The organism is Paraburkholderia sp. J10-1 (assembly GCF_905220165.1).
Taxonomy (GTDB): Bacteria; Pseudomonadota; Gammaproteobacteria; order Burkholderiales; family Burkholderiaceae; genus Paraburkholderia.
The window spans coordinates 1-17,274 of the sequence record NZ_CAJMYW010000002.1; the positions used below are offsets into that span (position 1 = coordinate 1).

A 17,274-nucleotide genomic window follows, 5' to 3' on the forward strand; every position below is an offset into this window, starting at 1 on the left:
CTCGTGAAATCCGGAGAAACGCGTAAGTGCAATCGCCTCAAACGTGGCGTTGCATGACGCGTTCGACGAGCTGCAGATAGTGGTCGAGGCCCGGCGTCGCTTTGCCGGCCATCTTCGCGAGATCGTCCCAGCGGCGCAGGCGCACCGCGTCTTCCGCGTGAGGGCGCGCAGCGAAATCGCGCGCCTCATCTGCACTGAAGATGCCGCCCTGCAATTCGAGGCTGCGCACCGAATCTGCCGAGAGGCAGCCGAAATACGCTTCATCGACTGCGCAAAGATAGCGCTTCGCATCGACGTGCAGGCGGATCGGCTCCAGCACGCTATCTGGCAACACGGGCCGCAGGAACGGCAGCGCATAGTACTGGTGCAGATCGTCGATGCCGCGTTCGGTCGGCGTTTCGCCCTGACGATTGAGCAGGTGACCCAGATCGTGCAGGAAGGCCGCCGCGGTCAGCTCTTCGCTCGCCCCGTCTTCTTCCGCCAGCGCGCCGCTTTGCAGCGCGTGCTCGAGTTGCGTGACCGGCTCGCCGCTATAGGCCAGCGCGCCGTACGTCTCGAACAGCCCACGAATGTCCGCGAGGCTCAGTGCCATCTTCTACTCCTCAACTATGTGAATGCGGCGACGGCCCGCACCGGGCCGCCACTCATCGTTCCTGCCGCGCTCAGTCGCCACAGGATTCGCGCATGCGATTGGCCGATTCATCGGCGTCGCGCGAGGCGAGCGCGCTCAACAGCGCCCGATGCCCCGCGTACGATGCGTCCATTGCGCTGTGCGCCGGCGCGGCACACTGCAACGAGAGCCGCAATTCGCTCACGGTACGCTCATAGGTCTCGCGCAACCTGGCGTTGCCAGCCGCCGTGACGAGCGACCCGCGAAACGCGTCGCGCGCTTGCAGGAAGGCCTGTGCCTTCTCGGCGACCACCGCGTCCCGCATCGCGTTCAGGTGCTCGCGCAACTCGGCGACCTGCGCCGCGTCAATGCGCGGCGCGAGCATCCGGCACGCCGCTTCGCGCAATGCCGCGCACACCTCACCCAACTCCTGGGCCTCCGCCGCGCCAACGCTGCGCACGAACACGCCACGATGCTTCTCGTTGCGCACGAGGCCCGCCTGCTCGAGCGCGCGGAACGCCTCGCGCACGGGTCCGCGCGATACGGCCAGACGAGCCGCCCAGTCGGCTTCATTGAGCTTGTCGCCGGGCGCCAGCACGCCTGTTGCGATGCGCCGCTCGATCTCGTCGCGCACCAGCGCCGTGAGCGAATGCTGGCGCACCATCGCAAGCGGCGTCGTGTCGGACAACGCCTGAGGATCGCGGCCCATATCGCCCGCAGCGCCACTCCCCTGCTCATTGGTCATCGAATCTTGCACGTCCAGCCTTGCACGTCTGTTACGCGCCTGCGGCGCATGGAACCGCATGGCATCCACCCACTCAGTCCGGCCGCCGGCGCGGCGCACGCGCTGCGATGAGCAGCAGCGCCGCCAGCGAAACGAGCAACAGGACCAGCGAGAGCGCCGAAGCCGGCAGGTAGTACCCACGCTCGACCGCGCCCACCACGACGATCGGCACCGTCGCAAAGCCCGGCGGATACACCGTGAGCGTTGCGCCCAGTTCGCCGAGCGACAGCGCGAAACCGAGCGCGAGACTCGCACGGATAGCCGGCACGAGTTGCGGCAGCACCACGCGGCGCAGCACCATCGAAGGCGGCGCGCCGAGACTCGCTGCCGCTTCGCGCAGCACGGTCAGCTCGGGCCGCAGCGCTGCGGCCGCACATCGATAGCAAAACGGCAGTACAAGTGCGAGCTGCACGAACACGACGATCGCAGCCGAACTCGACAGATCCACCGGTGCCTTGTGATAAGCGATCAGCACCGCGAGGCCAAGCACCACGCTCGGCACGCCGTTGGGCACCATCGCAAGCGTGTCGACGACCGCGCCCAAACCCCGCCGGTCGCGCCCTTCGAGCGCGAGTGCGAGCCACAGCCCGAGCGCCGTGCCGAGCACTGCGACGCCGAAGCCGATTTCGAGACTCGTTGCGAGCGCATCAAAGTCGGAGGAGCCGAGGCGCTCGAACCAGCGCGTGCTGAAGCCATCGGGCAAGATCGTGCCCGACCAGTGCGATGCGACGCTCGACAACGCGACGACGATCACCGGCAACACGAAGAGCCAGAAGCACAACAGCGCCGCGAAGCCAAGCAATGCCGCGCTCGCAAAACGCGCAAAGAGGCTGCGCTCCACGGGCCGCGCACGAAGATGCTTGGGCGGCAGCGCGATGCGTTCGGAACCGGCGGCAGGATTAGTTGACATTGCGCGCGCCTCCATGACTGCGGCGATTCACGCGCCGATACAGCGCATACAGGGAAAGCGACATGGCAAGCATGACCACGGCGCCAGCCGCGGCCGTCGGCAGATCGAGATCGACCGTGGCCGAGCTGTAGATCGCCACCGGCAGCGTGATGAGGTGCGCGCTGCCGAGCACGAGCAAAATGCCGAACTCGTTGAACGTCAGCAGGAAACACAGGATCGTGCCCGCGGCGATGCCCGGCCACGCGAGCGGCAGGATCACGCGCAGGGCGACCATCCGTGTGTTCGCGCCGAGACTGCGTGCGGCTTCGATCAGGCGCATGTCGAGCAGCGCGAACGCAGCGAGCGTCGGGCGCACGACGAATGGCGCGTAAAACACCACTTCGGCGAGCACGACCCCGCCGATGCCGAACAGGAAGTCGAGCGGCGGCGCCTGCAAATGAAAGAGCCGCTGCAGCCCGATGCTTACGGAGCCCTGCGAGCCATACAGAAAGATCAGCGTGAAGGCGACGAGAAACGACGGGAACGCCACGAACAGTTCCAGAAAGCGCGTGACGAGCCCTGCGCCCGGAAATGGCTTGAAGAACAGCAGCGCCGCAAGTGCGACACCAAGCACGGAAGCGAGACCGGCACTCAGAAACAGAATCCACAAGGTCGTGGCGATCACGCCGCGCGAATCGGGATTGCCGAAGAACGTCTCGTACGCGTGGAAGCTCAGGCCGTGCGCGCCCGAAAGACTCAGCAGCACGAGGCGCACGAGCGGATAGACGACGAGCGGCCCGAGCACGAACACGAGCAGAAACGCGATATGCCATTGCGCGCGCCGTTCGCGGCGGCGCACGGCGGCCGCGTGCGCTTCGGCGCCGGGCAGCGCCAGGGAGGAATCAGGGGTTGATAAGGACGACATCGTCAGCCTCGTAACGCAGGGACACACGCATGCCTTTCGCCGGCGTCATGCCGTGGCCGCGCTGCATGGTGACGAGCACCGGTTCGTTCGGCATCGCGTCGAGCAGCACCGGCACCGAAAGCACGGAGCCATACCATTCGACCGATTCGATCGTGCCGTGCAGCGAGCCTTCGCCGAGCGGCACGACGCGCAGGCTTTCAGGCCGCAGGCACGCGAGCTTGTCGCGCACGCCGTGGCGCGCGTCGCCCACCGGGAACGCGACGTTCGGCGGCAGCAGGTTCGCTGCGCCGAGATAACGCGCCACGTAAGCGTCGTTGGGCGTGTCGTAGAGTTCCTGAGGCGTGCCGAGCTGGGCGATATGGCCATCGCGCATCAAGAGCGTGCGGTCGGAGAGCACGAGCGCGTCGTCCTGATCGTGCGTTACGCACACGATCGTCAGATCGGGCAAGCGCTCGTGCAGCGCCTTCAATTCGGAGCGCACCGAAGCACGCAGATTGGCGTCGAGCGCCGAGAGCGGTTCGTCGAGCAGGAGCACGTCCGGCTCGATCACGAGCGCTCGCGCGAGCGCCACGCGCTGCTGCATGCCGCCCGAGAGCTGCGCGGGCATGATGTGCCCCGCGTCGCCGAGCTGCACGAGCTTGAGGGCCTCAGCCACGCGGCGCGCGATGTCGCGCGACGGCACGCGGCGCGCCTTCAAGCCGAACGCGACGTTCTCGAACACCGAGAGATGCGGAAAGAGCGCATAGCTCTGGAACAGCAGACCCAGGTTGCGCTGATGCGGCGGCACATGGGTCAGGTCGCGGCCCGCCACGGTGAGCGAGCCCGCGAGTCCATCGGCTTCGATGAACCCGGCGATGAAACGCAGCAAGGTCGTCTTGCCGCAGCCGCTGCGGCCCAGCACGGTCAGCAGTTCGCCGCGGCGGATCGTGAGCGACAGATCGTCGAGGACAGTGCGCGCGCCGAAGCGCACGCTCAGGTGGTCGATCTGCACGCCCGCGGCGCCGGGCGCGTCCGTGGCATCAGTCAGTCCGGACGCATCCGGCAGCGCGCGGGCCATGCCGGCCGGCGCGAGGCTTGCGGTATTCACCGGGTTCATCTCCTGCAAGTACGGTTGCTTACTTCGGCTTCACGACTTCGAGCTGCTTGTCCGACGAGCCGATCACTTCGCTCTTCCAGCGCGCCGTCCAGTCGGCCTTCTTCGCCATCACCTGGTTCCAGTCCACCGGAATGAGCTTCACACCCTTGATGGCCTGCTTGACCGCTTCGCCGTTCTTGCCCGTGAGCGCCACGTCCGTGCGGCCCGGAATGCCGAAGATGTCCGGGACCTTCGACTGCACTTCCGTCGACATCAGGTAGTCGATCAGCTTCTTGCCTTCCGCCTGGTTCGGGCCGTTCTTGATCAGGCCGATGGCGTACGGCAGCTGGAACGTCGTGGGATGACCGCCAGCGTCGGCCGCGAGGAAGATCGGCTTGAGCGAGAGGCCGCCGTTGGCTGCGTCGTCGAGATCCATCTGCAGGTCGCCGTTGGCCACCGAGATTTCGTTGCGCGAGAGCAGCACGTCGAGGTAGCCCGTGCCCTTGGTGTGGAACTTCGCGCTCTGTTCGAGCTTCTTGAGGTAGTCGAACGCCTTGTCTTCGCCCATCAGCGAGGTCGTGAGGATGATCACGGCCATGCCGTCGCCAGCCGTGGCCGGGTTCGAGTACGCGACCTTGCCCGAGTAGTCCGGGTGCAGCAGGTCAGCAAACGTCTTGGGCTCGTTCTTCACGACATCGGGATTGATCGCGAACGAGAAGTAGTTGTTCACGAATGTGGCCCACGAACCGTCCGTCGCCTTCGCGATCGCCGGCACGTTCTTGTAGTTCACGCTCTGGTACGGCTGCAGCAGGCCGCTTTGCTGCGCCGTCTGGATGAACGGCGGCAGCGTGACGATCACGTCGGCCTTCGGCGAGTCCTTCTCGACGTTCGCGCGGTTCACCACTTCGCCGCTGCCCGCCGTCACGATGTTGACCTTCACGCCTTCCTTCTTTTCGAAGGCCGGCAGCACGTCCTTGTAGAGATTTTCGAGGCCGTCGGCCGTGTACAGCACGACGGCGTCGGCAGCGTGCGCGCTCGCGGCAGCGCCCAGCAGCGCCGCGGCGGCCGCGATCGGCAACAGCTTGCGTGCAAAACCCGCGCGATGGGAATTCGTGTGGTTCATGTCACTCTCCGAAGGCAAAACCAGATGCTCGGGATACCCGATGCGTTTGTGATTGAATGGATCGAACTGAGCTGAACAATCCGAACTTCGGCGGACTGCGCCGCCTGTCATTGCCCGCCTGCTGGTGGTCCCGCGTCGCGGATTGCAGATTGTCTACAATCCGACGCTTTCCACCTGAACCAGCCGGGCCGGCGAAGGCGCGGTATTGCCGCTCGCCTCGCTGACCGGCCCATCTGGCCGGGCCCCGCAAGAATCACAGGTTTTGATGACACGCGCATGACGATTGTGGCGTTTGTCAAAAAATTCCACAATTCGCCAATATTCGACAAGCCACATAGCCGAGCAGATTCCGCCGCTCGCGCGTTGGCGGCTGGCATAGGCTTTGTCTACATGTGCAAAAACAAACGCGGCGCGCGCGGCGCCGCAAGAAGACTCAGGCGATGACGAGTTCGGGCCCGCGCGCCGTGATGGCGCGAGCGACGCTCTTTTCGGGCGCCAGCTCGGTGATGACGTAGCGCGCCTGCTCGAAGCCGTTGATGCGCACGGGCGTCACGCGCCCGAACTTCGAATGGTCGGCGACGACGATCGCGCAGGCCGTGGCCGCGAGCATGCGGCTGCGCACCTCGGCGACCATGCGCGAGTAGTCGGTGAGCCAGCCGTCGGCGGTGATGCCGCCCGCGCCGACGAACGCGAAATCGGCGTGGTACTGGGCGAGCTGCTGCACGGTGTCGAGACCGAAGGTCGCTTCCTCGTGATCGGACAGCTCGCCGCCGAGCAGCGTGACGCGGTTCTCGTTGCGGCGGCCGAGCAGGAGCGCAATGCGCCAGTCGTTGGTGTAGACCGTGAGCCGATGACGGTCGGTGAGCGCACGCGCGAGCGCATGCGTGGTGCTGCCCGAATCGATGATGACCGAGGCGCCGTCGGGCACGAACTCCGCCGCGCGTTCGCCGATCGCGCGCTTGGCGCTCGCGTTGGCGGCTTCGCGCACGTCGAGATCGGGCTCGCGGCGGTCGCTGGAGAGCGCGCCGCCGTGGGTCGTGACGAGCAGCCCGCGCTCCGCGAGCGTGTTGAGGTCGCGCCGGATCGTCTCGCGGGAAACGCGCAGTTCGCGCACGAGATCCGCCACGGAAAGCGCGCCCGTCCGGTTCACTTGCGAGAGGATGTATTGGTGACGTTGTTCAGCGAGCATCTCGGTGGGCGCGGGTCGTGCGTGGATAAAGACGCGGGTAATCAGGTGAATCCGGCGTGCATTCGAAGTGCATCCGACGCGAATCCGGAAAAGCCGCCGTATTGTATTACGCATGCGCGCAACGAGCCTGCGCTGCCATCCCGCGAGCATCCCTGCTAATCTCGTGGAGACCGCGCGCTCACGCGACGCCCGCTTTGCCGACCATTGGAATTCATGCGTTCACGACTTCGTCAATTGCGTCTGCTGTTTTGTGCACTGCGTTATGGCTTCAGGCTGATCTGGCTCGCAGCGCCGGAGCATCACAAGCTGCACTGGTTCCTCACGCTCGCCTCGAGCCTGCACGGCGACCCGCGTCTCGCCTCGCGCCTGCATGGTTCGCTGCCGCGTCTCGCCCCGCTCGCCACGGCCTTCGCGCAAACGCTCGCCACGCGCCCCGAACTCGCGGGCGCGACCTTGCATGACGCGATCGACGCCATCGAGCATTTCGAAGAACCCCTCGCGGGCGAGGCGCTCAACACCACGCTGCGCGCCGCGCTCGGCAAGCCGCCTGAAACAGTGCTCACGTGGATCGACCCCGCGCCGGCCCACAACGGCTGGTGCGAGCAGACGCACCTCGCGCGGCTCGCGCTGCCGGTGAACGGCCACCAGACCATCACGCTACGCGTGCTGCGCACGAAACAGGTCCAGGAAGTCGACGATGACGCCGCGCTCCTGTGCGGCGTAGCCCGCTGGATCGAGCGCTTTTCGCGCGCCGCGCGCAAGCTGCAGCTGCACGCGCTCGCGCAGGCGCTGCGCGAGGATCTGCAGCGGCGCTTCGATCTGCGCGCCCAGGCCGCGAACCTGAGCCAGAGCGGCCACCAGCTCGGCGACGACCCGCGTATCGTCGTGCCCGACGTGATCTGGGACCTCTGCACCCCGCAGACGCTCGCGGTGCAGCACATCGACACCGTGCGCGCGACCGATATCGCCGGACTTGCCGAGCATCACATCAACGTCACGCAGGTGGCGGCGCATCTGATCGAAGTGGTCACGCGCCAGGCGTTCGAACACGGCTTCTTTCATGCGGCCCTCGACGCGAGGCGGGTCGCGGTGAGCGTCGAGCCGCAGACGCGCGGGCGCCTCGTGCTCGCGGGCGCGGCGCTGATGACGAGCCTTTCCTCACCAGAGCGCGAATTCTTCGTGCACGGCGCAACCGCGCTGTTCGAACAGGACTATGGCCGGCTCGCGACGCTGCATCACGTGGCGGGCCACGTGCCCACGCACGCGCGCACCGAACAGATCGAGGCGGAATTGCGTACGCGCAGCGAAGCGCATTTCGCGAGCGACACCGACGAGCGCAGCGCGGGCGCGCTGTTCCATCATCTGCTGCATTCCGTGCAGCCGTTCGGAGGCGAAGTCTCACCGCGACTCGTGGCGGCGCAGCGCGCGTTCGGCCAGGCGGAGGAACTGGCGCGCTCGATTCATCCAGGCGTGGATGCGTGGGGCATTGCACGTCACACGCTCGCCGACATCGCGCGCCAGGATCTCGGTCATCACGGCTGGATCCGGCGGCTCTCGCAGGAGTTGCCACACCTCGCGCAAATTGCGCCGCGCGTGCCGCAGATGGTGTTTCGCTTCCTCGAGCACCACGCGAAGCCCGGGCACGGCAGCGCTGCGGGACACGCCGCGCAGCAGGCCGCGTTGCTCGATGCGTGGCGCCGCGAGCATCGGCGCACGCGCGCACTGCTGCTCGCCTGCGCGGTCTGCGGCGGCTTGATTGGCGTGACGGCGGTGTTGTTTGGAAGCTAGTTGCTGCTAGCGTGTCCGGTTACGCGTGGTTTGCGTTCGCGGTTGCCGATCGGGCCAGGCGGTTAGTTGCATTCGATACATCGATCGGCACGCCCCCAAGCGAGTGCAGTCCTGAACAAGACTGCAACCTGCGCATCGCGCGATACTCCGGGCCTTTCGTGTTTCTCAGGCGTTGCGCCAGCGCGCCCTTTTCGACACCGATGCTCGCCACTCTCGCCCCTGCCCTTTTCGTCGTCCTGTGGTCGACGGGTTTCGTCGTCGCGCGCGCCATTGCGCCCTACGCCGATCCCAACCTCTTCCTGCTGGCGCGCTTCACCGGCACGGCAGCGCTGTTTGCGATCGTCGCGCTGGCGATGCGCGCGCCCTGGCCGCGCGGACGCGAAATCGGCAAGCATCTCTTCGCTGGCGCGCTGCTGCAAGGCGTGTATCTGGGCGCGGGCTACTGGGCGGTCGCACAGGGCTTGAGCGCGGGCGTGATGGCGCTCCTCGGCGCGCTCCAGCCGCTCCTGACGGCCGCCATCGCGGCGCGCATGTTCGGCGAGCGCCTGCCGCCGCGGCGCTGGTCGGGCATGTCGCTCGGCCTCGCAGGCGTCGTGCTCGTGCTGAGCCCGAAGCTGTATGCCGCCATGCACGCGGCCGGTGGCGCGATCGCCGACGCCGCTGCGGCTGCCGCCGCCACGCCGTCCCACACTCACGTGAATCCGCTGCTCGTGGTGGTGGTCGCGGTGGTATCGGTCGGATCGATCACGGCGGGCACGCTTTACCAGAAGACCTCGCTCGCGCAAGCCGACATTCGCAGCGCAAGCGCCGTGCAGAACCTGGGCGCGGCCATTGTGGCCGCGGTGCTCGCGCTCGTGCTCGGCGAGACGCGCTGGATCGCCACGCCGACGCTGTGGTTCTCGCTGGCGTGGGGCATTGCGATGCTTTCCGGCGCGGGCGTGACGTTGCTCGTATGGATGGTGCGCCACGGCGACGCCGCCCGCGCCACGGCGCTGCTCTTTCTCGCGCCGCCGCTCGCGGCGCTCGAAAGCTGGCTGCTGTTCGGCGAAACGCTCACGCCCATGCAGATAGCGGGCTTCGGCGTCGCGCTCGCAGGCGTGCTGATCGCGCGGCGCGCCTAGCGCGCTTCAATCGTGCGCGGGGGCCGCGCCCCCGCCGGATCGCGCGCTCAGTCTGCGGTGTCGGCGCCGGCTGGCACCTTCGCGCGCGCCTTGCCGCCTGGCGCGGGCGACCACGCCGGGCGCGTCTTGCGCTCCGAATCGACCACGACGATAAAGCGTCCCGCCCACGGCGTGATCTCGCGATCCGAGTGGAGCACCCATAGCGACTTGCCCGAGTCGACCAGCGCCTGGTATTCGGCGTCGATGATCCCGTTGTGGTCGATGAACGCATTGAGTGTGGCCGGAATCCGCACGCAGCCCTTCGAGTGGCGGATGCCGAGCAGCGGCTCGAGACGGTCGGGGTCGGTGGCATGCATCTGGAAGCGCATCTGCGAATAGCCGCCCTTGCCCCAACCGCGTTCGCCGTCCACCCAGCCGAGGTCATAGATGCGCATGTCGCGCCGGCCGTACCCGCGTATGTTGTTCTGGTTCATGGTGCCTTCCGCGCGGAAGTCCATGTTCTGCGGGGTGTGCTCGAACACGCCGAGCGGCGTGAGGAAGTGGTCGAACTCGCCGGGACGTCCGGTCGCGACCGGCGACGCGCCAATCATGAGCCAAGGCTCGTTGGGCATGGCCCGGAAGTAGATGAAGAGCGCCTGCACATTCGCGCTGCGATCGACGAGGATGACGAACTCGCCCGCCAGCGCGCCGAGGTCCTTCTCTTCGAGCGCCGCCTGCAAACGCTGGCCGTAGGCGCGCTGGTCGGCGAGCGGCACACGCAGACGCCGGTTGACGTCGCGCGCGAAGCGCTTGCGCATTTCGAGCGCACCGCGGGTTTCTTCGGCGGCCTCCTCTGGCGTGAGCGTCCGGTGAACGGGTAGCACGAGCGCGGGCGGAGCGGATGCAGCTAACGCGGCGGAAGCCGAGGAAGCAGAAGACGCGGTCGACGCCCCCGAAGCGCCCGAGGCTGCCAATGCGGGCGCTGGCCCCGAAGCGGCGGAAGCGGCTTGGGCAACAGGCCGAGCCGCAGACGCGCCCGACGCTGCGGATGCGCCCGAAGCGACAGGCTTCGACGCTTCCCGCACCGGCGCGCTATGCAAGGCGCCGGAAGCAACGTGCGTGCTGGAGGCCGTCACGCCGTCGGCGGCGTAAGCCGTGCTTGCCGCCCACACAACGCAAAACGAGGCGCAGAGCGCGGCCACCACTGCGCGGTGCGCCTGCGCGCCAAACCACTGCGTTCTATGATGGGGAAGGTTCGAGGCGTCGCCCCGGACGCCGTCTCGCAAGCGAGCGCCCATGCGCCGCAAAAATTCGTCGTTCATCGTGAGTCCGGCTGATTGTGCGTCTTCTATGAAGTCGGATACGTCGAGCGCCGTGCTATGCGGCGTCGCTGACAGCGCCACGACGACCCGACATTAAACCAGACAACGCAGACAGCGCGCGCAAGTCGCGTGCGCAGCCAATTGAGGAACCGCCCATGGCCGCCAAACCGGATGCCCAACCGGACACCAATGCCGAAGCCGACCGCCTCGCCCGCCAGCAACGCATCATCGCCGAACTGGACGTCGCGGAGCATTTCGACGCGCAAGCCGAAATCGGGCGCCGCGTGCGTTTTCTCGCGCAGCGCCTTCAAGCGAGCGGACTGCAGACGTTCGTGCTCGGCATCAGCGGCGGCATCGACTCCGCGACGGCGGGCCGCCTTGCACAACTGAGCGTGGAAAGCCTGCGTGCGCAGGGCCAGACGGCGGCACGCTTCATCGCCATGCGTCTGCCCTACGGCACGCAACGCGATGAAGCGGACGCGGCCGCCGCGCTTGCCTTCGTCTCCGCCGACGAAACCCTGACCGTCGACATGCGCCCCGCCGCCGACGCGATGCTCGCCTCGCTCGCGGCGAGCGGTCTCGCGTTCGCCGACGAGAGCGCGCAGGACAAGGTTCACGGCAACATCAAGGCGCGCGAGCGGATGATCGCGCAGTACGCGGTGGCAGGCGCGCGCGCGGGACTCGTGATCGGCACGGATCACGCGGCGGAATCGTTGATGGGCTTTTTCACGAAGTTCGGCGACGGCGGCGCTGACGTGCTGCCGCTCGCGGGCCTGAACAAGCGACGCGTGCGTGCGCTCGCGCGTTTGCTCGGCGCACCGGCCACGCTGGTGGACAAAACGCCCACTGCGGATCTGGAAACGTTGCGCCCGCTGCATCCTGACGAAGACGCCTACGGGATCGGCTATGACGAGATCGATGACTTTCTGGAAGGCAAGCCGGTGAGCGAACACGCGTACGAGACGATCTTTCGCTTCTACGAGGCGACGCGCCACAAGCGCTCGCTGCCCTACACGCCGTACGAGGCGCGCTGAAGCTCAGTTGCGCGGGCGATCAGTTGCGTGGGTGTTTCGGCGGCTCGTCGTCTTCGAACGGCGGCGCGCTCACCTTTAGCGCGACGCCTGCGAGGCGGCGGGATTGAAGTTCGTGCGCCACGGCGTCGGCTACGTAGGGCAAGTCGGAGTCGAGTTCGAGGTCCGCGTGCGCGTTCGGCGTGCCCGCGTCATAAACGGTAATGCCCTTGGCGTACTTGCCGAGTTCGCGCTCGAAAAAGCTGCGCACGTCCTGCTCGCTGCAGGATTCGGGAACATTCCAGACGGTCACGTGCATGGCGGCCTACCTCGCGAGAACTTCGGACCTGGCGTGCCGCGCTCAGCGGAACCGGCGCGGTTGCGACGCGCGTACGCGTACGGGCTGCAGGCTCGCGCGAGCACGCGAACGGGTCCACGCCACCTGGCCGAGCACGGCAGCGACGCCAAGCAGCAAAAGGCTGGAAGTAAGCATTGTTGTGACTCCCTTTTTTGTTGATGAATGTCAGCATAGTCGCATTTGCTGAGCGGTGTGCTGCGGCATATTGTCTGGCAGCGGACGAGCAACGGATTGCCCACCGCGCATGCCCGACCCGGTTCGCAATCAGCGTGCCCGAGGAGGCGTTGATTGCGAACCGGTTTGGCGCTTCAGGACCCGTCGTCGCGGCTCGCCGAGGTCGTGTCGTCGGCGGATCCGCCGCAGTCCATGCGGGTGAGGCGATCGTACTGGTGCACCCAGTTGCCGGTGATTGCAGCCTGCGCCTCGGCGAGCGTCATGCGCCCCGCGCACACGCAACGCTTCAGGCGGACGGTCAGCAGCGACTTGCGCCGCTCGCCGGTATGGCCGCCCCACGGAATCAGGTCGAAATTGGCCGTGGCGTCCGGTGACCCGCCAAGGACGATCGGCACATGCCGGTCGAGCGCGTAGCCCACGCCGTCGTCGGCGTCGATGCCGCGCGCGGCGAGCATGCGGTCCTTCAGTGCCATGGTCTGGTCGAACGGCGGCGCCACGGTGTCAGCATAGCCCGGGCGGCAGATCGTGTCAGTCACCGACTCTTGCGTGACACGTGTATCGAGAAGCCGTGGATCTTGCGCGAATGCGCCCTGCGCCACGCTGCCTGTTGCGAGCGCCAGCAGCGTAATGCGCAGCACTCGTGTGCGCCACTGCGGCGCGCCAGTGCGACAAACAATGCCTTCTGCCATGCGGCGCGCGATGCGGCGTATTGCTGCCTTTTCTGCGTTCATGGTTGAGCGCATCGTGCTGCACGATGCGGAAAGGATGGTTGGTCCGGGGTTATTAGACCACAATCAATATTTATCGGGGCAATTGCGCACATCGGCAAAGAGGCGCGCAGTGTCGCGCGTCGCGCGACGGCTCGCACGCCCTCCCCGCGAGCGCTCGCAAACTCAACGCTTCACAAGAAATTTTTGATCTGTAATCCCAGGTAATCTATGCGACCGGCGAAGATGCCCTGGCCGTTAGGCCGATGGCAGCACGCGACGCGATAGCGCATAATGGGCCGCCCGGTCAGCTCCAAAGCGGAGCGCATCGCGCGCATTCGAAGAAACGAGGAAACCCCATGTCCATTTCCATGTATCAAGCATCGGTGCCCGTGCTCGTGCGCGGCCTCACCAATCTGCAGAACATCATCGGCAAGGCGCAGGCACACGCGGCGGAAAAGCAGATCGACCCCTCCGTGCTGACGGGCGCACGGCTCTTCCCCGACATGCTGCCGCTCACGCGCCAGATCTACATCGCCACCGACACGGCAAAGGGCTGCGCCGCGCGCCTCGCCGGTGTGGAGCCCCCGAAGTTCGAAGATGTCGAAGTCACGTTCGACGAGTTGCACGCGCGTCTCCAGAAGACCATCGACTATCTGAATACGTTCAAGCCGGAGCAGATCGACGGCACGGAAGCGCGCAGCATCACGCTCAAGATGCGCACCGGTCCGATCGAATTCACGGGCCAGAGCTATCTGCTAGGCTTCGTGCTGCCCAACTTCTTCTTCCATGTCACCACGGCCTATGACATCCTGCGCCACAACGGCGTGGAGCTGGGCAAGCTCGACTACCTGGGCGCGCGCTAACGCGCGGCGCTAAAACGCGAGCCATAAAAAAGCGTGCGGCGCCTTGCGCGCCGCACGCCTTCACACGACCGTCCTGCACGCCAGAAGCATCAATCGAGCGAGAGCCGCAGCGCGAAGCCGATCAACGCGGACGAGAACGCCCACTTCTGGACCGTTTGCGCGAGCGGATGGCGGCGCAGCCATACGGCGATGCGCGCGGCGCCCAGCACGTAGATCACGTCGAAGAGCGCACATACGGCCACCAGCAACACGCCCAGCACCGAAACCTGCAGCCAGACCGAGCCCGCCTCCGGCCGGATGAACTGCGGCAGCAACACCGAGCAGAACAGCAGCGCCTTCGGGTTCAGCAGGTTCGTTAGCAACCCCTTGGTGAAATCGGCACGGCGCGGCCGCGCCACGGCCACCCCTTCCTGTTCCGGCATGGCGAACGCCGGCGCGCGGAAGATCTGCACGGCGATCCATGTGAGATACGCCGCGCCCACGTAGCGCACCACTTCATAAAGCCACGGCGCGTTGCGCAGCAAGGCCGCGAGGCCGCAGGCGGAAAGCGTCACGTGGGTCGCGCGTGCGAGCGCGAGGCCGCAGGCCGCCGCGAAGCCGCTGCGCGTGCCGCGGCTCATGCTGGTCTGCATCACGAGCGCCATGTCGGCGCCGGGCAGCGCGCAGACAATAATCAGGGCGACGATGAACATCAACAGCAGGTGGGCGGAAATCATGTTTGCCTCGTGTGAAAGAGGCTCTATCTTGCCGCTACATGCAGAGCGATTTCTGGCGTTTTTCATACCACGCACACCAGAGATTAGTGGAATGCGCTAAGATTTCCGAATCCTCACCAGAACTCCCCTCCCTGCCATGAGCGACCTCGACAAACTCGACCGGGCGATACTCGGCGCGCTGCAAACCGACGGTCGCATGCCGAACGCGCGGCTCGCCGAAACCGTCGGCCTGAGCGAAACGCCCTGCGCGCGGCGCCTCAAGCGTCTCGAACAGGACGGCTATATCGAGCGTTACCGGGCCGTGCTCTCGCGCCGTGCGCTCGGCTACGGCGTGGTGGGATTCGTCTCGGTGCGCTTTGCCGTGCACGACCGCGCGCTTGCCGACCGCTTCGAGCGCGAGGTGCTGGCGATCGAGCGCATTCTGTCGTGCCACAACGTATCCGGCACGGCGGACTATATTTTGCAGGTGGTGGCCCGCGATCTCGACGACTACGGCACCTTCATGCGCGACCAGTTGCGCAGCTTGCCCGGCGTCACGTCGGTCGAATCGGCGCTGTCGCTGCGCGAAGTGAAGGCGGAGGGCGGACTGCCCCTGCCCTGAACACACCCAACATCAAACACGTAAGAACGGAGCTTTCGATGAACCCAGAACAGGCACGAGCCGAAGAAGCCGCCGCCATGGAGCGCGTGCTGACCGCGACCCAGCGCGTGAAGTCGGCGTTTACCTCGCTGCAGTCGCAGTTTCCGCCGGAAGGCGACGGCCGTCCGTCGCAATTCGCGCTGCAGACCTTCGATATGGCGCTCCAGGAACTGGAAGACGCCCAGGCCGCCTTCGACGAAATGCTCAACGACCTGCTCGACGGCGAGCGTTGAATCGGCACGGGTTCGCTGCGCGCCCCGCTAGTCTGACGAGTGCGCAGCGAACGATCGATTTCCCAAACAATTCGGATTCCCAATCAATATCCGCAAAACATGACTGATGACATCGGCGTTGCCGTCACCGTGCTCGGCGTGGGCGTCGTCGTACGCAACGGCGACGCGTGGCTGCTCGGCCTGCGCAAAAGCACATGGGGACGCGACACGTGGGCCTTCCCCGGCGGCAAGGTCGACCCCGGCGAAGATCCGCTCGCCGCGGCCGCGCGCGAGCTGCGCGAGGAAACCGGCCTGGAACTGATCGAGGCGCACGCAGCAGGCTGGGCCAGCGGCTGGCTCGAAGCCGGCCGCGTGCGCCATGTGACACTGTTCGTCGAGGCTGCCGCGGCGGGCACGCCGGTTGTCGCCGAGCCCGATAAGTGCGCGCGGTGGGCGTGGTTCACGCGCGACGCGTTGCCTGCCGAACTATTCGAGCCCACCCGCCTGTACTTTGAAACCCGCTGCGAAGCCCGCTAGCGCGCCGCGGCGGCAGCGCGCTCCTGCACAAAGGCCGCAATACGCTCACAGGCCTCGACGAGCCTCGCTTCGTCCACGACGAAACCCAGCCGCACATAGCCGTTTGCGGTTTCCCCGAACGCGCTCGCGTCGAGCACGGACACCTTCTGCGCCTCGAAAAGCTGCCAGGTGAACGCCTGCGTGTCGAGGCCCGTGCCGCGAATGTCGATCATCATGAACATGCCCGCTTCCGGCAACAGGCACTTGAGTCCCGGCACGCCCGCCAGCCGCTCGTAGACGATGTCGCGCCGGCGGCGATAGATCTCGCGCATCTGCGCGACAATCTGCGCACGGTTGTCGAGCGCCGTGATTGCCGCCTCCTGAATGAAGCCGGGCAGCCCGTACAGCATGCAGAGCGCGAGCCGCGCCAGATGCGCGATCATCGTTTCCGGCGCGATTACCCAACCAAGGCGCCAGCCCGGCATGGCATGCGACTTCGAGAGGCTGCCGAGCGTGACCGTACGCTCCGCCATGCCGTCGAGCGCGGCGATGCTCACGTGCTCGCGCTCGAACGTGAGGTCGGCATAAACCTCGTCGGAGAGCACCCACAGGTCGTGCCGCCGGGCTAATTGCGCGACGCGTTCGAGGTGCGCGCGCGGCATCACCGCGCCGGTGGGGTTGCACGGCGTCGCGAAGAAGATCGCGCGAGTGCGCGTCGTGACGGCGGCCTCGAGTCCGTCGCAGTCGAGATGAAAGCCGGTCTCCGGATCGACGGGCACCGGCACGAGCGTGGCGCCCGACGCGCGAATCGCGGCCTCGTAGGTCAGGTACATCGGCTCGGGCACGAGCACTTCGTCGCCGGCTTCCAGCAAACAGAGCGACGAGGCGAACAAACCGTTCTGCGCCCCCGCGCAGAGAATCACGTTCTGCGCACCGACCGCGCGCCCGCTTTGCAGTGCGTGCTCGCGCGCAATCGCCTCGCGCAGCGGCTCGCGGCCCATGATGGCCGAGTAGTGCGTATCGCCTTCGCGCAGCGCGGCCACGGCGCGCTCGACGATGGGCGCGGGCGTGCCGAAGTCGGGGTCGCCCACGCTCAGCACGATCACGTCCTCGCCCCGCGCAGCGGCCTGCACCGCCGCGTGATGGATCTCCCACGCCGTCGTGCGACGGCCCTGCAACCGCTCGACCAGATTCGAATACTTCATCTTCCGCGACTCTCCCGAACATGCGGCGCGCATCGCGCGCCTGGGCATTCAAACCGTTCCTGTTG

General features: G+C 66.6%; 20 protein-coding genes. 7 read left to right on the plus strand and 13 right to left on the minus strand.

Annotated elements, in window-relative coordinates:
• Positions 1–37: 37 nt before the first annotated feature.
• The 7 genes from U5A65_RS06820 to U5A65_RS06850 all read right to left on the minus strand — a co-directional run bounded on the left by U5A65_RS06820 (position 38) and on the right by U5A65_RS06850 (position 6,595).
• Positions 38–592, minus strand: a complete 555-nt coding sequence (locus tag U5A65_RS06820) for a phosphonate degradation HD-domain oxygenase (protein WP_321945898.1) — start codon at positions 590–592, stop codon at positions 38–40.
• Between the two features lie 70 nt (positions 593–662).
• Positions 663–1,319, minus strand: coding sequence for a GntR family transcriptional regulator (locus tag U5A65_RS06825; RefSeq protein ID WP_321946424.1), 657 nt, complete (start codon positions 1,317–1,319; stop codon positions 663–665).
• A gap of 109 nt (positions 1,320–1,428) precedes the next feature.
• Positions 1,429–2,304 (minus strand): 2-aminoethylphosphonate ABC transport system, membrane component PhnV, encoded by an 876-nt coding sequence (phnV, locus tag U5A65_RS06830; RefSeq protein ID WP_321938445.1) that lies wholly within the window; start codon positions 2,302–2,304, stop codon positions 1,429–1,431.
• A complete protein-coding gene (locus tag U5A65_RS06835) occupies positions 2,294–3,208 on the minus strand; it encodes a 2-aminoethylphosphonate ABC transporter permease subunit (RefSeq protein WP_321916006.1) in 915 nt (304 codons plus the stop codon). The genes phnV and U5A65_RS06835 overlap by 11 nt, the downstream gene beginning before the upstream one ends.
• Positions 3,186–4,295, minus strand: coding sequence for a 2-aminoethylphosphonate ABC transport system ATP-binding subunit PhnT (gene phnT, locus U5A65_RS06840; RefSeq protein WP_415764330.1), 1,110 nt, complete (start codon positions 4,293–4,295; stop codon positions 3,186–3,188). The genes U5A65_RS06835 and phnT overlap by 23 nt, the downstream gene beginning before the upstream one ends.
• Before the next feature lie 28 nt (positions 4,296–4,323).
• Complete coding sequence (gene phnS / locus U5A65_RS06845; protein ID WP_321916007.1) at positions 4,324–5,406, minus strand: 2-aminoethylphosphonate ABC transporter substrate-binding protein; 1,083 nt, start codon at positions 5,404–5,406, stop codon at positions 4,324–4,326.
• A gap of 433 nt (positions 5,407–5,839) precedes the next feature.
• Positions 5,840–6,595 (minus strand): DeoR/GlpR family DNA-binding transcription regulator, encoded by a 756-nt coding sequence (locus U5A65_RS06850; protein WP_028202504.1) that lies wholly within the window; start codon positions 6,593–6,595, stop codon positions 5,840–5,842.
• Between the two features lie 213 nt (positions 6,596–6,808).
• Between U5A65_RS06850 and U5A65_RS06855 the strand changes: the two genes are divergently transcribed.
• Positions 6,809–8,383 (plus strand): ABC1 kinase family protein, encoded by a 1,575-nt coding sequence (locus U5A65_RS06855; RefSeq protein ID WP_321945899.1) that lies wholly within the window; start codon positions 6,809–6,811, stop codon positions 8,381–8,383.
• Between the two features lie 200 nt (positions 8,384–8,583).
• Positions 8,584–9,504: a DMT family transporter gene (locus tag U5A65_RS06860; protein WP_321945900.1), complete on the plus strand. Its 921-nt coding sequence runs from the start codon at positions 8,584–8,586 to the stop codon at positions 9,502–9,504.
• 47 nt (positions 9,505–9,551) lie between these two features.
• On the opposite strand, the gene U5A65_RS06865 is transcribed toward U5A65_RS06860, so the two are convergent.
• Positions 9,552–10,781 carry a L,D-transpeptidase gene (locus tag U5A65_RS06865; RefSeq protein WP_415764692.1) on the minus strand — a complete coding sequence of 410 codons (1,230 nt, stop codon included), beginning with the start codon at positions 10,779–10,781 and terminating at the stop codon, positions 9,552–9,554.
• 179 nt (positions 10,782–10,960) lie between these two features.
• On the opposite strand from U5A65_RS06865, the gene nadE reads away from it, so the two are divergent.
• On the plus strand, positions 10,961–11,839 hold the full coding sequence (gene nadE, locus U5A65_RS06870; protein WP_321945901.1) for an ammonia-dependent NAD(+) synthetase: 879 nt from the start codon (positions 10,961–10,963) through the stop codon (positions 11,837–11,839).
• Positions 11,840–11,858: 19 nt separating this feature from the next.
• Here the strand turns inward: nadE and U5A65_RS06875 are convergent, their stop codons facing one another.
• The 3 genes from U5A65_RS06875 to U5A65_RS06885 form a co-directional block, all read right to left on the minus strand.
• Entirely contained in the window at positions 11,859–12,134 is a 276-nt protein-coding gene (locus U5A65_RS06875; RefSeq protein WP_321916012.1) for an RNA-binding protein, read from the minus strand.
• Positions 12,135–12,176: 42 nt separating this feature from the next.
• Positions 12,177–12,308: a hypothetical protein gene (locus U5A65_RS06880; protein ID WP_321916013.1), complete on the minus strand. Its 132-nt coding sequence runs from the start codon at positions 12,306–12,308 to the stop codon at positions 12,177–12,179.
• Between the two features lie 173 nt (positions 12,309–12,481).
• Positions 12,482–13,078, minus strand: coding sequence for a hypothetical protein (locus tag U5A65_RS06885; RefSeq protein ID WP_321916014.1), 597 nt, complete (start codon positions 13,076–13,078; stop codon positions 12,482–12,484).
• Between the two features lie 335 nt (positions 13,079–13,413).
• Here U5A65_RS06885 and U5A65_RS06890 point away from each other — a divergent pair, with 335 nt between their 5' ends.
• Positions 13,414–13,920: a DUF1993 domain-containing protein gene (locus U5A65_RS06890; RefSeq protein ID WP_321916015.1), complete on the plus strand. Its 507-nt coding sequence runs from the start codon at positions 13,414–13,416 to the stop codon at positions 13,918–13,920.
• Between the two features lie 89 nt (positions 13,921–14,009).
• Here U5A65_RS06890 and U5A65_RS06895 read toward each other — a convergent pair whose 3' ends face one another.
• Positions 14,010–14,636, minus strand: coding sequence for a LysE family translocator (locus tag U5A65_RS06895; RefSeq protein ID WP_201697519.1), 627 nt, complete (start codon positions 14,634–14,636; stop codon positions 14,010–14,012).
• Between the two features lie 136 nt (positions 14,637–14,772).
• Here U5A65_RS06895 and U5A65_RS06900 point away from each other — a divergent pair, with 136 nt between their 5' ends.
• From U5A65_RS06900 to U5A65_RS06910, 3 genes are all read left to right on the plus strand, one after another.
• Positions 14,773–15,237, plus strand: a complete 465-nt coding sequence (locus U5A65_RS06900; protein WP_254320690.1) for an Lrp/AsnC family transcriptional regulator — start codon at positions 14,773–14,775, stop codon at positions 15,235–15,237.
• 38 nt (positions 15,238–15,275) lie between these two features.
• A complete protein-coding gene (locus U5A65_RS06905; RefSeq protein WP_321938453.1) occupies positions 15,276–15,509 on the plus strand; it encodes a hypothetical protein in 234 nt (77 codons plus the stop codon).
• A gap of 99 nt (positions 15,510–15,608) precedes the next feature.
• The gene (locus tag U5A65_RS06910) at positions 15,609–16,025 is read left to right on the plus strand and encodes a nucleotide triphosphate diphosphatase NUDT15 (protein ID WP_321916018.1); all 417 of its coding nucleotides are present in this window, start codon (positions 15,609–15,611) and stop codon (positions 16,023–16,025) included.
• Here U5A65_RS06910 and U5A65_RS06915 read toward each other — a convergent pair.
• Entirely contained in the window at positions 16,022–17,209 is a 1,188-nt protein-coding gene (locus U5A65_RS06915) for a pyridoxal phosphate-dependent aminotransferase (protein ID WP_321916019.1), read from the minus strand. The two genes, U5A65_RS06910 and U5A65_RS06915, sit on opposite strands and share 4 nt — an antisense overlap.
• Positions 17,210–17,274: the final 65 nt, after the last annotated feature.